This is a genomic window from Segatella intestinalis, assembly GCF_029348455.1.
Taxonomy (GTDB): Bacteria; Bacteroidota; Bacteroidia; order Bacteroidales; family Bacteroidaceae; genus Prevotella.
Window position 1 is genome coordinate 14,974 of sequence record NZ_JARJVV010000013.1, and the last position, 16,331, is coordinate 31,304.

The 16,331-nt window shown below is 47.1% G+C and carries 14 protein-coding genes; 4 read left to right on the forward strand and 10 right to left on the reverse strand.

Features of this window, described 5'->3' with window-relative positions:
- Window positions 1-72 precede the first annotated feature (72 nt).
- The 9 genes from P3T48_RS09740 to P3T48_RS09780 all read right to left on the reverse strand — a co-directional run bounded on the left by P3T48_RS09740 (window position 73) and on the right by P3T48_RS09780 (window position 9,616).
- Window positions 73-1,455, reverse strand: coding sequence for a bifunctional UDP-3-O-[3-hydroxymyristoyl] N-acetylglucosamine deacetylase/3-hydroxyacyl-ACP dehydratase (locus P3T48_RS09740; RefSeq protein ID WP_254880153.1), 1,383 nt, complete (start codon window positions 1,453-1,455; stop codon window positions 73-75).
- A gap of 106 nt (window positions 1,456-1,561) precedes the next feature.
- Window positions 1,562-2,593, reverse strand: a complete 1,032-nt coding sequence (gene lpxD / locus P3T48_RS09745; RefSeq protein WP_276506565.1) for a UDP-3-O-(3-hydroxymyristoyl)glucosamine N-acyltransferase — start codon at window positions 2,591-2,593, stop codon at window positions 1,562-1,564.
- A gap of 184 nt (window positions 2,594-2,777) precedes the next feature.
- A complete protein-coding gene (pyrF, locus tag P3T48_RS09750) occupies window positions 2,778-3,614 on the reverse strand; it encodes an orotidine-5'-phosphate decarboxylase (protein WP_217758415.1) in 837 nt (278 codons plus the stop codon).
- Between the two features lie 4 nt (window positions 3,615-3,618).
- The gene (prfA, locus tag P3T48_RS09755; RefSeq protein ID WP_158462695.1) at window positions 3,619-4,728 is read right to left on the reverse strand and encodes a peptide chain release factor 1; all 1,110 of its coding nucleotides are present in this window, start codon (window positions 4,726-4,728) and stop codon (window positions 3,619-3,621) included.
- Window positions 4,729-4,742: 14 nt separating this feature from the next.
- Window positions 4,743-5,891: an AIR synthase-related protein gene (locus P3T48_RS09760; RefSeq protein ID WP_443217186.1), complete on the reverse strand. Its 1,149-nt coding sequence runs from the start codon at window positions 5,889-5,891 to the stop codon at window positions 4,743-4,745.
- A gap of 78 nt (window positions 5,892-5,969) precedes the next feature.
- Complete coding sequence (locus tag P3T48_RS09765; protein ID WP_276506567.1) at window positions 5,970-6,713, reverse strand: shikimate dehydrogenase family protein; 744 nt, start codon at window positions 6,711-6,713, stop codon at window positions 5,970-5,972.
- A gap of 41 nt (window positions 6,714-6,754) precedes the next feature.
- The gene (gene ubiE / locus P3T48_RS09770) at window positions 6,755-7,489 is read right to left on the reverse strand and encodes a bifunctional demethylmenaquinone methyltransferase/2-methoxy-6-polyprenyl-1,4-benzoquinol methylase UbiE (RefSeq protein ID WP_276506568.1); all 735 of its coding nucleotides are present in this window, start codon (window positions 7,487-7,489) and stop codon (window positions 6,755-6,757) included.
- A 106-nt stretch (window positions 7,490-7,595) separates the two neighbouring features.
- Window positions 7,596-8,549: a phosphoribosylaminoimidazolesuccinocarboxamide synthase gene (locus P3T48_RS09775; protein WP_217758413.1), complete on the reverse strand. Its 954-nt coding sequence runs from the start codon at window positions 8,547-8,549 to the stop codon at window positions 7,596-7,598.
- 80 nt (window positions 8,550-8,629) lie between these two features.
- Window positions 8,630-9,616, reverse strand: a complete 987-nt coding sequence (locus P3T48_RS09780; RefSeq protein ID WP_158462698.1) for a PhoH family protein — start codon at window positions 9,614-9,616, stop codon at window positions 8,630-8,632.
- Between the two features lie 246 nt (window positions 9,617-9,862).
- On the opposite strand from P3T48_RS09780, the gene P3T48_RS09785 reads away from it, so the two are divergent.
- From P3T48_RS09785 to P3T48_RS09800, 4 genes are all read left to right on the forward strand, one after another.
- On the forward strand, window positions 9,863-10,639 hold the full coding sequence (locus P3T48_RS09785) for a DUF5715 family protein (protein WP_276506569.1): 777 nt from the start codon (window positions 9,863-9,865) through the stop codon (window positions 10,637-10,639).
- Between the two features lie 377 nt (window positions 10,640-11,016).
- The gene (pflB, locus tag P3T48_RS09790) at window positions 11,017-13,263 is read left to right on the forward strand and encodes a formate C-acetyltransferase (protein ID WP_276506570.1); all 2,247 of its coding nucleotides are present in this window, start codon (window positions 11,017-11,019) and stop codon (window positions 13,261-13,263) included.
- Between the two features lie 447 nt (window positions 13,264-13,710).
- Complete coding sequence (gene pflA, locus P3T48_RS09795; protein WP_276506571.1) at window positions 13,711-14,442, forward strand: pyruvate formate-lyase-activating protein; 732 nt, start codon at window positions 13,711-13,713, stop codon at window positions 14,440-14,442.
- Window positions 14,443-14,599: 157 nt separating this feature from the next.
- A complete protein-coding gene (locus P3T48_RS09800; RefSeq protein ID WP_022251937.1) occupies window positions 14,600-14,986 on the forward strand; it encodes a hypothetical protein in 387 nt (128 codons plus the stop codon).
- A gap of 35 nt (window positions 14,987-15,021) precedes the next feature.
- On the opposite strand, the gene hemW is transcribed toward P3T48_RS09800, so the two are convergent.
- Window positions 15,022-16,173 carry a radical SAM family heme chaperone HemW gene (gene hemW / locus P3T48_RS09805; RefSeq protein WP_276506572.1) on the reverse strand — a complete coding sequence of 384 codons (1,152 nt, stop codon included), beginning with the start codon at window positions 16,171-16,173 and terminating at the stop codon, window positions 15,022-15,024.
- Window positions 16,174-16,331 lie beyond the last annotated feature (158 nt).

Here is a 16,331-nt window from a genome sequence, read left to right on the forward strand (position 1 = left end):
CAAGTCTCACATGCAGAGAGGCTTTTTATATATTTTTTTCTTGCCTGTGTTGCATGTCAAAGGATAGTTTTCTTACTTATTCTTAACAATCTGTGCAGTGAAGGTTGCCTCAGCCACTACCTGGTCTCCAACAAACATATAGCCCTTCATTGAGCTGATGCCATGGCGTACAGGAGCCAGCAGCTCTACACGGAACAGGAGAGTGTCGCCAGGTACTACCTTCTTGCGGAACTTCACGTCGTCTATCTTCATGAAGTAAGTGCTCCAGCGTTCAGGCTCTTCCAACTGGTTGAGCACCAACAAGCCTCCACATTGTGCCATGGCTTCTACCTGCAGCACACCAGGCATGACTGGCTCTTCAGGGAAGTGACCCTGGAAGAATGGCTCATTGCTTGTTACGCTCTTGACACCAACGATGCTGGTTGGACCCATGGCTATCACCTTGTCTACCAACTGCATTGGGTAACGGTGGGGTAGAAGCTGACGGATGCGTATGTTGTCCATAACCGGCTCCTCGTTAGGATTGTAGATAGGAGCCTGAATCTCGTGCTTGCGAATCTCCTTGCGCATCAGGCGGGCAAACTTATTGTTGATGGTATGACCAGGACGGGTTGCGATGATGCGACCCTTGATAGGCTTACCGATAAGAGCCATGTCGCCGATAATGTCGAGAAGCTTATGACGTGTGCATTCGTTCTCCCACTGCAGAGGTCGGTGCTGGATATAGCCCAACTTGTTGGCATCCATGCGAGGAACCTTAAGATGGTCGGCGAGTTGGTCAAGCTGAGCCTGCTCTACCTGGCGCTCATAGATCACAATGGCATTGTCGAGGTCGCCACCTTTGATCAGGTTGGCTTGCAGCAATGGCATGATGTCACGTACGAAAACAAAGGTACGGGCAGAAGCAATCTCCTCTGCATAGGTCTCCATCTTGTCGAGTGTAGCAAACTGACTGTTGATGAACTTGCTCTCGAACGAGCACATGGCTGTGATACTGAAGTCTTCGTCTGGCAGGATAGTGATGACCGAACCGCTTTCGTCTTTCACCTCTATCTTATGACGGATGATATAGTAGTCTTTCTCTGCATTCTGCTCCTGTATGCCCACGCTCTGAATCTTTTCTACGTACAAAGCAGCTGAGCCATCGAGAATAGGGAATTCTGGACCATTTACCTGAATCAGACAGTTGTCGATGCCGAGCGCATAAAGAGCAGACATACCATGCTCTATGGTGCTTACTCGCACATCACCTTTGCCAAGCACTGTTCCACGCTGTGTTTCTACTACGTTCTCAGCTACTGCCTGGATGACTGGCTGGTCTTCGAGATCGATACGCTGTATTTTATAACCGGTATTCTCTGCTGCAGGATTGAAAGTTACAGTGAGGCTTAATCCTGTGTGCAAGCCTTTTCCACAAAGTGAGAAACTGCCTTTCAGAGTCTTTTGTTTTGACATAATTATATTATTTTTTAGGCACGGATTACACGGATTCTTTTTTCGGATGCCTTAGTGGCGTTACACTCTGTGTGTCATCCGTATCATTCGTGCCTTGTTATTTCTATTACTTCTTTTTCAGTTCTTCCACCTGCTTCTTCAGGTCGTTGAGTTCCTTGTACATATCGGGCAGGCGACGGAAGATGGCCTGTGACTTGAAGTATGAACGCTGCTCCATAGGAGGTGTGCCGATGAGCTGCTGTCCGCTCTTCAGACTTCCTGGAACACCACTCTGTGCACCGAGGAACACCTTGTCGCCAATAGTGATGTGACCAGCAATACCTACCTGACCGCCAAACATACACCACTGGCCCACCTTGGTGCTTCCTGCGATACCTACCTGAGAAGACATCACGGTGTTCTCGCCAATATCAGTGTTGTGAGCTATCTGAACGAGGTTGTCGAGTTTCACACCCTTACGGATATAGGTACTTCCCATAGTAGAACGGTCAACACAAGTGTTGGCACCTATCTCTACATCGTCCTCAATGGTGACAATACCTATCTGAGGAATCTTGTCGTAACCGTCGGGACCAGGTGCAAATCCGAATCCATCGGCACCTATTACACAGCCTGCATGAAGAGTTACGTTGTCGCCCAACTTGCAGCCATGATAAACAGTCACGTTAGGATAGATGAGTGCGTTCTTTCCTACCTTGACACCTTCGCCAATGTAAGCATGAGGATAAATCTGGCTGCCTTCGCCCACCTCAGCTCCATCGCTGATATAAGCAAAAGCTCCTACGTAAACACCCTCGGCTACCTTAGCCTTAGGAGAAATGAAAGCCAATGGATCTATGCCAGTCTTCTTAGGCTTCATTGATTCATACATCTGCAGAAGTTTTGCCACGCATTCGTAGGCATTCTTTACGCGAATCAATGTTGTGGAAACGGGCTTTTCCAGTTCTACACTCTCGTCTATCAATACGACAGACGACTGAGTGTCGTATACATAATGCGTATATTTGGGATTTGAGAGGAAAGAAATAGCACCTTTCTTACCTTCTTCAATTTTTGCAAAGGTATTGACGATTGCATTCTCGTCACCTTCTACGTGCCCTTGTACAAACTGGGCTATTTGTTTTGCGGTAAACTCCATATTTGTTTGTTTTCAATGATTGTTATTAGCCAGTTAGCTCCTTATTGCTTGCAAATATAGCAAAAAAGATTTATAAACTTGTAATTAAATCGTAATATTTTGCTTTTTGGCTTGCAAACATACACTTTTTAGGCGCAAAGTGCCCTGAAAAGAGGTACTTTGCGCCATAAAAGGTAGTCGTTTTTTATGAAAGCTTGGCTAATTCTTCTGCCATCTGCTCTTGCAATTCCTTGGCCTTGATGCCAGCTGTCTCGGCAAAGTCCTCACCGTTGCTGGCATAGATAATGCCACGTGAAGAGTTGACCAGCAGACCGCAGTCCTTGATGATGCCATACTTGCACACTTCCTGCAGACTGCCTCCCTGTGCACCTACGCCAGGAACAAGGAGGAAGTGGTTAGGAGCGCATTTGCGGATATCGGTGAACATGCTGCCTTGTGTGGCTCCTACGACATACATCATGTTCTCGTCGTTTCCCCATTCCTGACTCTTTGTCAACACTTTCTCGAAAAGACGCTGACCGTCCTTGTCTTCTGTGAGCTGGAAGTCGTGGCTGCCCTTGTTGCTTGTCAACGCCAGCAGGATGACCCATTTTCCCTCATATTCCAAGAATGGTTTCACAGAGTCTTCGCCCATATAGGGAGCTACTGTGAGAGCGTCGAGCTTATACTCTTCGAAGAATGTGCGGGCGTACATCTTTGATGTGTTGCCGATGTCACCTCTTTTGGCGTCGGCGATGATAAAGTGATGAGGATAGTGCTCGTTCAGATAAGCGATGGTCTTATCGAAAGCTATCATGCCTGCCAGTCCCATGCTCTCATAGAAAGCCAGGTTGGGTTTGTAAGAAACACAGTAGGGTGCTGTGGCATCAATGATGGCCTTGTTGAAGGCGAAGATAACATCTTCAGTCTTTTCATACTGTTTGGTAAGGTGCTCAGGCACTTTCTTGATATCGGTGTCGAGACCTACGCACAAGAAACTTTTCTTGGCGAATATCTGTTCTACAAGTTCTTTTCTGTTCATAATTCTACAATTCTGTTTCTTTCAGTTTTTCTGCATTCTCGGCTACGGTCAGGGCATCTATCATGCCTTGTATGTCGCCTCCGAGGAATCCACTCAGGTCATGGGTGGTATAACCGATACGGTGGTCGGTGACACGTCCTTGAGGGAAGTTGTATGTACGAATCTTGGCGCTACGGTCTCCTGTCGACACCAGACTCTTGCGTCGGCTGGCAATATCGTCGATGTACTTCTGGTGTTCGCGGTCGTGAATGAAGGTGTACAGACGGCTCAAGGCACGTTCCTTGTTTTTAGGCTGGTCGCGAGTTTCGGTACACTCTATGAGGATTTCTTCCACCTCACCCGTGTTAGGGTTCTTCCAAGGGTAGCGAAGACGTACACCGGACTCCACCTTGTTGACATTCTGACCACCGGCACCACTCGAACGGAATGTATCCCACTTAATATCACCCTCGTTGATGTTTACCTCAAACTTGTCAGCTTCGGGCAGTACGGCTACTGTAGCAGCACTGGTATGCATACGGCCCTGAGTTTCTGTGGCAGGAACTCGCTGTACACGGTGTACGCCTGATTCGTATTTCAGCGTGCCATAAACGTCAGCTCCGCTAACAGCAAAGTCGATTTCCTTGAATCCGCCAACAGCACCTTCTGATACAGAAGTCACGCTGACAGTCCATCCCTTTGACTCGCAGTATTTCTTGTACATATTGAAGAGGTCGCCAGCAAAGAGTGCGGCTTCATCGCCACCAGCTCCGCCACGAATTTCCATTTGTACGTTCTTGGCATCTTCTGGGTCTTTTGGCACAAGGGCAATCTTTATCTCTTCCTCAATCTGGGGCTGTAGAGTCTCGTTCTCATTGAGTTCCTCGCGTGCCATCTCTTTCATGTCAGGGTCGCTCTCATTGGCGAGAATGTCCTTGGCTTCCTTGATGGCGTTGAGGCAGTCGATGTAGCGCTTGCGTGCCGCCATGATGTCGCCCAAGTCTTTGTATTCCTTGGTCAACTTCACGTATCGGCTCTGGTCTGCTATCACATCAGGGTCGGTAATGAGGGTGCTGACTTCCTCGTATCGGCTCTCCAAGCCTTCTAATTTCTGTAGTATATTGTTGTTGTCCATCGTTATTTAAACTCTTAGTATTCGAAAGTTCCGAACTCGCTCTTGATAGTCAGGCTGCGTTTGCCTTCCTCGATATGTCCCACTACCTGAGCATCGATATTGAAGCTCTTGCTGATGGCGATAACCTTCTCTGCAACCTCAGGACGCACATAGATTTCCATACGGTGACCCATGTTGAATACCTGATACATTTCCTTCCAGTCGGTACCAGAGCAGTCGTGGATGGCCTTGAAGAGAGGTGGAACAGGGAACATGTTGTCCTTCACAACCTTGCAGTTCTCGTTTACGAAATGTAGTACCTTGGTCTGTGCACCGCCTGTGCAGTGTACCATACCATGTATTTCGGGACGCAGTTCGTCCAACAGTTTCTTGATAACAGGAGCATAGGTGCGGGTAGGAGAGAGAACCAGTTCGCCTGCATTGACAGGAGCGCCTTCCACCTCGTCGGTCAGTTTGTATTTGCCACTGTATACCAGTTCCTCTGGTACTGCATGGTCGTAGCTCTCTGGGTAGTTCTCTGCCAGATACTTGGCGAAGACATCATGGCGGGCAGAGGTAAGTCCGTTGCTGCCCATTCCGCCATTGTATTTCTTTTCGTAGGTAGCCTGACCTGTAGAAGAAAGACCTACGATGACATCACCTGGCTGTATGTTGGCATTGTTGATGACTTCACTTCTCTTCATGCGGCAGGTTACTGTTGAATCTACTATGATGGTGCGAACCAAGTCGCCTACGTCAGCTGTCTCTCCTCCTGTAGGATAGATGCCAATGCCCATGTTGCGCATTTCGCTCAGGAGTTCGTCAGTACCATTGATAATGGCAGAGATGACTTCTCCAGGTACGAGCATTTTGTTGCGTCCAATGGTAGAAGACACCAAGATGTTGTCTACGGCTCCCACGCAGAGGAGGTCGTCGGTATTCATTACCACAGCATCCTGTGCAATACCTTTCCATACAGAAAGGTCGCCAGTCTCCTTCCAATACATGTATGCCAAGCTCGATTTTGTGCCGGCGCCGTCGGCATGCATGATGTTGCAATACTCAGGGTCGCCTCCCAAAATGTCGGGAATAATTTTGCAGAAAGCCTGTGGGAAGATTCCCTTGTCAATATTCTTGATGGCATTATGCACATCTTCCTTGGCGGCACTCACACCGCGCATCATATATCTGTTGTTGCTCATAATCAATTGATATAAAAAGAAAATAATTTTGAATTATATATTGTCAGCAGAGAGTGGATGTTATTCCTGATGCCAGAAGTCCCACGATGCAAAGGCTTGCAGAAGCAACATTTCCAAACCGTTCTTCACGGTGGCTCCTTGCTCTTTGCCTTTCTTCATGAAGAGGGTCTCGTCAGGGTTGTAGATGAGATCGTAGAGCAGGGTGTGGCTGTCCATAGCCTCGTAGGGAAGTTCGGGACATTCGTCTGTATGTGGATACATTCCTACAGGGGTACAGTTTACGATAACGTTGTACTCCTTGATAATCTCTGGTGTTATTTTGTCATACTGTATGGTTCCAGGGCGCTCGAATCTGCTTACGTAGACGGTCTCGAGTCCAAGAGATTTCAGTCCATAGTTGATGGCTTTGGATGCGCCGCCAGTACCTAAGATAAGGGCTTTCTTATGGCAAGGCTCCAGGAATGGCTCAATGCTGCGGGTGAATCCAATGACATCGCTGTTGTAGCCTTTCAACTTGACGTTATTTCCTTTGTGTTCCACCTTGATGACATTGACAGCTCCGATGGCTGTAGCCTCGGGGCTGATGAAGTCGAGGTAGCTGATAACCTTTTCCTTGTAGGGGATCGTGACATTGAGTCCTTTCAACTCGGGCGTGGTGTCCAAGATTTCTGTCAGGTCTTCGATGTGTGGTATCTCGAAGTTGATGTACTTGGCATCAATTCCTTCGTTCTCAAATTTCTCGTTGAAGTAGTTTTTTGAGAAGGAATGTCCCAGCGGATAACCTATAAGTCCATATTTGTCCATAATATCCTTGTTTTGTATTGTTCTTTATCGTTGCACTCTGTTTATTTTGTTGCGAAATACATGGTGCAGATTCCGAAAGTCAGTCTTTTGAATTCTGTTTTGGCAAATCCTGCTTTCCTAAGCACTTCCATCATAGTCTCTCCCTGAGGGAAAGCCTCTATGGTAGCTGTAAGATAGCTGTAGGCGCTTTGGTCTTTGGAAATCAGCTTGCCATAAATGGGCAGTACGGTGTGTGAATAGATGCGGAAAAGCTGTTTCATAGGGAAGCGGACGGGTGACGTCAGTTCCACTATGCTCAGATGTCCGCCCTTCTTCAGTACGCGGTGCATCTCTCTGAGACCTTGGTCCAGACTCTGGAAATTGCGTATGCCGAAAGCAACTGTTACGGCATCGAAGGTGTTGTCGGGAAACGAGAGGTTCAGGCAGTCTTCTTTCTGGAAGGAGATGATGTGTTCCAACTTCTCTCTTGCCACCTTTTCCTTGCCTATCTTCATCATGCCCTCCGAGATGTCTGTGCCGATGAGTTGCAGTGGGTGCAGCATTTGTGCCGACAGGATAGCGAAGTCGCCTGTGCCTGTGGCTATGTCGAGCATTTTCTGAGGTCTGAAAGGTGCCAGCTGTTTGATGGCCTTCTTCCTCCAGCCTTTGTCTATGTCCCACGAGAGTCTGTGGTTGAGGGTGTCGTAGGTGGGGGCGATGTTGTCGAACATTTCCTCTACCAGTTTCCCTTTATCGCCTTGTCCTTCGTAGGGCTTTATTTTCTCTTGCTTGTACATGCCTCGCGCGTACCTTATATTATATATAGAATATTACTGTATAGTATGAGTTACGGAATGTCGGTCGAAAGACTGTCGTTCCGTAACTCTTCTTGTTGTCTTCAGCTTACTTCTTGTGTGAAGCGAGCCACTCGCTGACGTTCTTCTCGATTCGTGCGGCAATGTCGCCTTCCTCGGTAGCTTTGTCGAACTTCTCGCCTGTGATGTGCTCGTACAATTCGATGTAGCGCTCGCTTACGCTCTCTGCATACTCATCGGTAATCTCAGGCATGGTCTGTCCTGGCTCGTTCATGAAATTGTGCTCGATGAGCCACTGGCGTACGAACTCCTTAGAGAGCTGGCGCTGAGGCTCGCCCTTCTCGAACTTTTCCTCGTAGCCGTCAGCATAGAAATAGCGGCTTGAGTCTGGAGTGTGAATCTCGTCGATGAGATACACCTTGCCGTCGCGCTTGCCAAACTCGTATTTTGTATCTACGAGGATGAGACCCTGCTTGGCAGCAATCTCCTGTCCGCGCTGGAAGATGCGGCGTGTGTAGTCTTCCATGACTGCATAGTCTTCTGCGCTAACGATACCCTGTGCGATAATCTCTTCCTTAGAGATGTTCATGTCGTGTCCCTCGTCAGCTTTGGTTGTAGGTGTGATGATTGGCTCTGGGAAACGCTGGTTCTCGCGCATACCCTCTGGCAGTTTTACGCCACAGATCTCGCGACAGCCCTTCTGGTATTCTCTCCATGCGCTACCTGTAAGGATAGAGCGGATGATCATCTCTACACGGAAACCCTCGCACTTCAGTCCTACGGTCACCATAGGGTCGGGCGTAGCCAGCTTCCAGTTAGGACAAATGTCTGTTGTTGTATCCAGGAACTTGGCTGCAATCTGGTTGAGCACCTGTCCCTTGAAAGGAATGCCTTTAGGCAACACAACGTCGAATGCCGAGATTCGGTCAGTGGCGACCATCACGAGGATATCGTCGTTAATGTCATACACATCACGTACTTTTCCGTGGTAAACACTCTTTTGTCCATCAAAATGGAAATCTGTCTTTGTTAAAGCTTTCATTTTACGTTGAAATTTGAACTTTGAAATTTAGACTCGATGATATGGTTTTCCATTTCATTTCGTCCATTCTTAAATTCTAATTATTTTGTATTCTCTTTTTCTGCTAATCTTGCTTCCCGTGCCTCAGCCCGTTCCTTGTCATACTTGTCGTAGGCGTTGACGATACGGGTAACCAGTTTGTGGCGCACGATGTCTTTCTGGCCTAAGTTCACTACTCCGATGCCTTCTACTCCTTCCAGAATCTTGAGCGCTTCTTTCAGTCCGCTTCTCTGGTCGCGCGGCAAGTCTATCTGTGTCATGTCGCCCGTGATGATCATCTTGGTGTTGGTGCCCATTCGGGTGAGGAACATACGTATCTGCTGTGAGGTGGTGTTCTGCGCCTCGTCGAGGATGACTATAGCATCACTTAGGGTGCGTCCACGCATAAAAGCCAGGGGTGCTATTTGTATGATGTGCTTCTCCATCATGTCCTGCAGTTTCACGGCAGGTATCATGTCTTCGAGCGAATCATAGAGTGGTTGTAGGTATGGGTCTATCTTGTCCTTCATGTCGCCTGGCAGGAATCCCAATTTCTCGCCAGCTTCGACGGCAGGTCTTGAAAGGATGATCTTCTTGGCCACTTTGTCCTTCAGGGCCCTTACGGCAAGGGCGATGCTGAGGTAGGTCTTTCCTGTACCGGCAGGCCCTACGGCAAACACCATGTCGTTCTTCTCGTAGGCATCAATAAGTTTTTGCTGGTTCTCGCTTCGGCTCTTGATGGGCTTTCCGCTGATGCTATATACCAATACTCCCTTCACGGTGTCGGCTTTGGTCTGTTTTCCCTTCACGATGTCGAGGATATCTTCCTCTGTCAGGGTGTTGTACTTGAGCAGATGTATCCTCATACGTTCTATCTCTTCTTCGGCTTTTGCCATTTCCTCTTCGTCGCCGAGCACACGCAACACATTGTCACGTGCCACGATACGCAACTTAGGATACAGCGACTTGATCATCTGCAAGTGAGCGTTGTTCACTCCGTAGAACATCACTGGGTCTACATCTTCGAGTACTATATGCTTCTCTATCAAAACCTTTTTATATCAATTTTTTTTGTTCAAAGATATGTAATATATAACACGGTGCAAAAGTAATCATTTTCCACGACATGAGCAAATTAATACTCCCAAAATCGAGCCTTAAATATCAAAAAACAGTAGGCTAAATGATAAATAATTAAAAAAATGTATTGTGAGTGTCTTTTTGCGGAATGTCGATGGCTCTAATTCATTCCTTTTTACTACCTTTGCATGAAAATAAAGAACGACACATAGAAAATGAAGCTATCCAAGAATAAGTTTTTGAAAGTTTTTGTGGCAGCAACTTTGTTGCTTGCCCTGGTACGCCTTGTCTTCCCGAGTGTGGCACAACCCTTGGCTCACAAGTCGGTGGCGCAGGCCGACACGGCAGTTGTCGACAGTATCGACACCACGGCGGTAGAGAGGATGAAGCCTTCTGTATTTTTCGATTCCAAGGGGCAGGTGGTGAAACATCGTATTTTCTCGGTCCCTCATTTTGGCAATACCTTTCCCGATCAGAATGATGTGCAGCTTCTTGCTGCCAATAAGTATGGAGTAAGTCCGGTGCAAAACCGTGAAGAGGCTGAGCACAGCAAGGGCAAACTGGTGTATGTGGGCAGTAACCCTTATTTCTATGTTGATAAGTTGAACAACAGCATTCCTTATCTTGTGCCACGTGCCTCGGTGTTGCTTCAGGATATTGGCAAGGCTTATTTCGACTCGTTGCAGATCAAGGGCATTCCGCTCCATAAGATTATCGTCACCAGTATCCTGCGTACCAAGGACGATGTGGCGAAACTGCGTACACGCAACAGTAATGCCACCGAGAACTCGTGTCATCTTTATGGTACAACCTTTGATGTGTGTTACAACAGGTATAAGACCGTGCAGACGGCAAGCGAACCTCGGCGTGAGGTGCGCAACGACTCCTTGAAATGGGTGCTCAGCGAGGTGTTGCGTGACATGCGACAGGCCAACCGCTGCTTGGTGAAGTACGAGGTGAAGCAGGGATGCTTCCATATTACGGTGAATTAATGAGGTGGAGTTGCTTGCTTCTTACCATGAAGTGGTGAGGGCGGGTCTTCATTATCTCCCTATAAATGATGATTTTCAGTATAGAATGTGAGTAGAGAAAGAAATATTTGCGGCTTTTCATTGTCATTTCAGAAAATATGCGTAACTTTGCACCCTCAATCAGGAAAGAGACCTTTTTCGGTCTTTTGCAGAGATAAAAAATAGTATTAATCACAATATAAAGGATAAAAAGAAAGAATGATAAAACAAAAGTTCAATAATCGTATCGTTATAGGCTTCATGCAAGGCGGCTTTGCGACTTGTTGGATATAAACCCGGGCACTTTTGTGTTCGGGCTTTTTTTGTTTATTTGTTAATTTATTAAATATTTACCGATTATGAGAAAAGAATGGAGAGGTTTCAAAGGAAACAAGTGGCAAACGGAAGTCAACTTGCGTGACTTCATTCAGAACAACTACACCAGCTACGACGGCGATGAGTCGTTCTTGGCAGAACCTACCCAAGCTACAGACACCCTTTGGGGAATGTTGAAGGAACTCCAGAAAGAGGAGCGTGCCAAGGGTGGTGTGCTGGATATGGAGACCGAGGTAGTATCTGGATTGACAGCATATGGTGCTGCTTATATCGGCGAGGGTACCAAGGACTTGGAGAAGGTGGTAGGTCTGCAGACTGACAAGCCTCTGAAGCGTGCCTTTATGCCTTATGGTGGTATTAAGATGGCAGAGCAGGCTTGTACTACATACGGCTATGAGCCATCAGAGAAACTGCACGAGATCTTCCACAAATATTGCAAGACTCACAATGATGGTGTCTTCGATGCTTACACTCCCGAGATGAAGCTCGTTCGCCACAATCATATTCTTACTGGTCTGCCAGACACATACGGCCGTGGCCGTATCGTAGGTGACTATCGTCGTGTGGCTCTTTATGGTATCGACTTCCTGATTCAGGAGAAGCAGAACGACCTTGCCAACATGGGTGACCATGAGATGATCGACGAGGTGATTCGTCTTCGTGAGGAAGTTTCTATGCAGATCAAGGCTCTCAAGGGCTTGAAGGAGATGGCTGCCAGCTATGGTTTTGATATCAGCCAGCCTGCTCAGAATGCACGTGAGGCTGTGCAGTGGCTCTACTTCGGCTACCTCGGTGCTGTGAAGACCCAGAATGGTGCTGCCATGTCGGTAGGTCGTATCTCTACCTTCCTCGACATCTACTTCGAGCGCGATTTCAAGGAGGGAACTCTTACTGAGGCTGATGCGCAGGAGCTGATCGACCATCTGGTGATGAAGTTCCGTATGGTGAAGTTCGCCCGTATTCCTTCTTATAACCAGCTCTTCTCTGGTGACCCAGTATGGGCTACACTTGAGGTGGGTGGTATGGGACAGGATGGCCGTTCTATGGTTACCAAGAACGACTTCCGTTTCCTTCACACATTGGAGAATATGGGTCCTTCGCCAGAGCCTAACCTGACTGTATTGTACAGTTCTCGTTTGCCTAAGGGCTTCAAGCACTATGCTTCTTTGATTTCTGTGAAGACAAGTTCTATCCAGTACGAAAATGACGATGTAATGCGCCCTGTATGGGGTGACGATTATAGCATCTGCTGCTGTGTGTCTGCCACACAGACCGGTAAGGAGATGCAGTTCTTCGGTGCTCGTGCCAACTTGGCCAAGTGCTTGACCTATGCTGTTTCTGGTGGCGTTGATTCCAAGACCCGTGAGCAGTGTGGTCCTAAATACCGTGCCGTAGAGGGCGATGTACTTACTTATGAAGAGTTCATGCCTCGCTTTATGGACATGATGGACTGGTTGGCTTCTGTTTATGTGAAGACTTTGAACCTGATCCACTTCATGCACGACAAGTACTTCTACGAGGCAGCCGAGATGGCGCTCATCGATACTGACGTCCGTCGTACATTTGCAACAGGTATTGCGGGTTTCAGTCATGTGGTAGACTCTATCTCAGCCATCAAGTATGCCAAGGTGAATATTATTCGTGATGAGACGGGTTTCCCACTCAGCTTCAAGACCGAGGGCGACTTCCCACGTTATGGTAACGATGATGAGCGTGCCGACGAGATTGCAGTATGGCTTCTGAAGACCTTCATGAACATGATCAAGAAGTATCATACTTATCGTGATTCTGAGCCTACTACCTCTATCCTTACCATCACGTCCAACGTGGTTTACGGTAAGTTTACCAGCAACATGCCTGATGGTCGTCCTGCTGGAGCTCCTTTGGCACCTGGTGCCAACCCATCTTACGGTGCCGAGAAGAACGGCCTGTTGGCTTCGCTCAACTCTGTGGCTAAGTTGCCTTACGAGTATGCTCTTGATGGTATTTCCAATACTCAGACCATCAGTCCTGGTGCTCTCGGTCATAACGACGAGGAGCGTGCCCAGACTTTGGTTGGCGTGATGGATGGTTACTTTAACCAGGGTGCTCATCACCTGAATGTCAACGTATTTGGCGTAGACAAGTTGATGGATGCCATGGAACATCCAGAGAAGGAAGAGTATCAGAACTTCACAATCCGTGTGAGCGGTTATGCAGTCAAGTTTATCGACCTGACTCGCGAGCAGCAGCTTGACGTGATTGCCCGTCAGGCTCACGAGAAACTCTAATGAGAAGTTTTTTTGTAAAAGAAATCATCTATATAGCCCAGGCTCTGAGAGTCTGGGCTTTTTTTCTCTGACTTCCGAACATAAGAAAGTGCAGGTATTATTCATGCAAGAAGTGGTCATTTGAAATCGTCAGACCACAGATTTAAAGGGCATGTTTATGCTGTATTTTTATGCAATAATAGCCTAAAAATCCTTTTCTAACTGGGAAACAGAATCCGCCCAACTGGAAAAATATTTTTTCCCAACTGGGAAAATATTTTTTCGCAGTTAAGTGAAGTAGGCTTTTGGATATATATGCAAAAGCTTTTGTGCTGTTTTTTTCTTGTTTCTCATGTTCGTACTATCGATAGTTGAGTATACGATAAATATCCTAAAAATTATAAAATTGCTGCATAAAAGTTGTATAAATGGAAATAAAGTACTAACTTTGCATAAAATAGAAAAGATATGACAAAATGTTTCGTACATAGTGTGGAAAGTTTTGGCTCGGTAGACGGTCCTGGCATCAGGTTTTTGATATTCCTGCAAGGGTGTCCTATGCGCTGTCAGTTCTGTCATAACCCCGATTCCTGGAAGACAGGAATCGGTGAGGAGCGTACGGCTGACGAGTTGCTCGATCAGGCTGAGCGCTTTCGTGCATATTGGGGCGACAATGGAGGCATTACCGTTAGTGGAGGTGAGGCCCTGTTGCAGATAGACTTCTTGCTGGAGCTTTTCGAGAAGGCCAAACAGCGAGGCATAGGAACCTGTTTGGACACATCGGCTCAGCTATTTACTCGTAAGGCACCTTTCTTCGAGAAGTTTGAGCGTCTGATGGAACTTACCGATACGGTGCTGCTTGATATCAAGCACATAGATGATGAGGAGCATCGCAAACTGACGCGTCATAGTAACGCCAATATTCTGGATTGTGCCCGATATCTGAGTGAGATAGACAAACCTGTATGGATCAGACATGTGCTCATTCCTGGTATTACGGATAAGGATGAGTATCTTGTCAGGTTGCGCGATTTCCTGTCTACGCTTCATAACATAGAGCGTATTGAGGTGCTTCCTTATCATACATTAGGAGTTTATAAGTACGAGAAATTAGGTATCGATTATCCTCTGAAAGACGTGCAGCCTCCTGCGGCAGAGCGAGTGGCGAATGCCAATGATATTCTGCAACAGGCATTGTAACTGGGCAATGGAGGTTAAATGCGGTTAAAAAGCAGTAAAACAAGAGAAAAAAGCTTTGAGAATTCACTAATTTGTGATAAATTTGCAATAAAGAAAACCGAAATGGAGAATGTGACGCAGCTGAGCATCTTTAATATATAAATTGTATACAACAACGATGATGGAGAAAAAAAACAAAGAAACTGAATTCAATCAATTTTGGGAGCAGCATCATAAGCAACTCATACTGAATGCACCCAAGGAACTGAGGGATGAGTATGTGGAGTCGACCCAGCTCAATTCTCCCTTGGACTGGTTGTGCTTTATCCTGCCCTTGGGAATTGGTATCCTTGTTCAGCCTTACATCAGGCTGGGGAGTGAAATCCTGTCGTGGCTTATCATGGTGGTGATAGTGGTAGTGCTGTTTGCCTTGATGCAGATGGTAAAGCCTTACATCAGCAAGAAGGAGTCTACCGCTCAGGTTGTCGAACGCATCAAGGAATATTACTATTCGATGTATCTGCAGCAGGGCAGTTTGGAGAACTTCAAGGCATGGCTGGGCTAACCCGTAGGCTGTTCTTTCAAAGAACGGTAGGGGTATCACACCAACATGAAGTCGCTCATGATGTCGTCTGAGATGTAGAGTCCTTTACGGGTAAGCACCAGATGTCCATCTTTTATTACCATCAGCTGGCGGGCTATGTGATTGTCAGCTTCAGTCATCAGGGTTCGGTAGAAAGAGTCGCCGAACTCTTTTTTAATATCTTCGAGTGTGATGCCGTCGATAGTACGCAAAGCTGTTGTTATCAGGTCATTGTATCTTGTCTCCTTGTTTAGAATTTCATGTTCCTGCTCTGTTCTTCCTTCTGTTATGGTCTGGATGTATTTGTGGATGTCGGCTGCATTCCAACTCCTCATCACCTCAGGCTTGCGTCTGTATGAGTGGGCAGCAGCTCCCAGTCCGATGTAGGGCACTTCATGCCAGTAACTGCTGTTGTGGCGTGAGCGGAATCCTGGTTTCGCAAAGTTACTTATCTCGTAGTGCTCATATCCGGCAGCGGTCATTTTGTCGATAAGCATCTCGTACATTCGCAGGTAGGTGTCCTCGTCGGTTTCCTTTATCTTCTCTTGCTGCAGCAAGCGGTACAGGGTTGTGCCTTCCTCATACATCAGGCTGTATGCCGATAGGTGTTCGGCGTTCAGCGAGATGGCGTGCTCGATGTCCTGTTGCCATTCCTGGATGGTTTCGTTGGGGAATCCAAACATTAGGTCAATACTGATGTTGCCGATGCCGGCTTCCCGCAGCAAATGTATGGCATTCTCAACCTCTCGGGCATTGTGTCTTCTGTGCAGAAAGCGAAGGCGCTCATCCGAGAAAGTCTGGGCTCCCATGCTGATACGGTTGACGGGCAACTGGCTGAGAGTATGGCAAAGAGAAGGGATGATGTCGTCGGGATTGCACTCCATGGTTACTTCCATGTCTCTAACCATGCAGGAGCCATAATGCTGGCTGATGCCTTCGAAAATTTGCAAGAGTTGCTGACTGGTGAGCTGACTGGGTGTCCCTCCTCCTAAGTAGATGGTTTCTATCTGTGCAGGTTCGCCCAGGGCACGGTCGATGGTTCTCATTGCCATTTCCTTGCAGAGAGCATCCACGTATGCCTCTCTCATCTTCAGGGATGTGGTGCTGTAAAAACCGCAGTAGATGCAGCGGCTCTCGCAGAAGGGAATGTGTATGTAAAGTCCTGCCATTGTTTTCTATATATAATAAGGTGTAAGCCAGTTTTTTTGCTTTAATTTGGTGCAAAATTACTAATATGTTTTAAAAGAAGTGAGTTTTGTGTGCTAAACTTTTTGTTTTTTGGGAAAAATTCACTATCTTAGTAGCCATAAAGCGGAGAAGAAACCAC

Coding starts and splice junctions, on each gene's coding strand:
- P3T48_RS09740 (WP_254880153.1), bottom strand. CDS start 1,455: ATGTCAAAACAAAAGACTCTGAAAGGCAGTTTCTCACTTTGTGGAAAA.
- lpxD (WP_276506565.1), bottom strand. CDS start 2,593: ATGGAGTTTACCGCAAAACAAATAGCCCAGTTTGTACAAGGGCACGTA.
- pyrF (WP_217758415.1), bottom strand. CDS start 3,614: ATGAACAGAAAAGAACTTGTAGAACAGATATTCGCCAAGAAAAGTTTC.
- prfA (WP_158462695.1), bottom strand. CDS start 4,728: ATGGACAACAACAATATACTACAGAAATTAGAAGGCTTGGAGAGCCGA.
- P3T48_RS09760 (WP_443217186.1), bottom strand. CDS start 5,891: ATGATGCGCGGTGTGAGTGCCGCCAAGGAAGATGTGCATAATGCCATC.
- P3T48_RS09765 (WP_276506567.1), bottom strand. CDS start 6,713: ATGGACAAATATGGACTTATAGGTTATCCGCTGGGACATTCCTTCTCA.
- ubiE (WP_276506568.1), bottom strand. CDS start 7,489: ATGTACAAGCAAGAGAAAATAAAGCCCTACGAAGGACAAGGCGATAAA.
- P3T48_RS09775 (WP_217758413.1), bottom strand. CDS start 8,549: ATGAAAGCTTTAACAAAGACAGATTTCCATTTTGATGGACAAAAGAGT.
- P3T48_RS09785 (WP_276506569.1), top strand. CDS start 9,863: ATGAAGCTATCCAAGAATAAGTTTTTGAAAGTTTTTGTGGCAGCAACT.
- pflB (WP_276506570.1), top strand. CDS start 11,017: ATGAGAAAAGAATGGAGAGGTTTCAAAGGAAACAAGTGGCAAACGGAA.
- pflA (WP_276506571.1), top strand. CDS start 13,711: ATGACAAAATGTTTCGTACATAGTGTGGAAAGTTTTGGCTCGGTAGAC.
- P3T48_RS09800 (WP_022251937.1), top strand. CDS start 14,600: ATGATGGAGAAAAAAAACAAAGAAACTGAATTCAATCAATTTTGGGAG.
- hemW (WP_276506572.1), bottom strand. CDS start 16,173: ATGGCAGGACTTTACATACACATTCCCTTCTGCGAGAGCCGCTGCATC.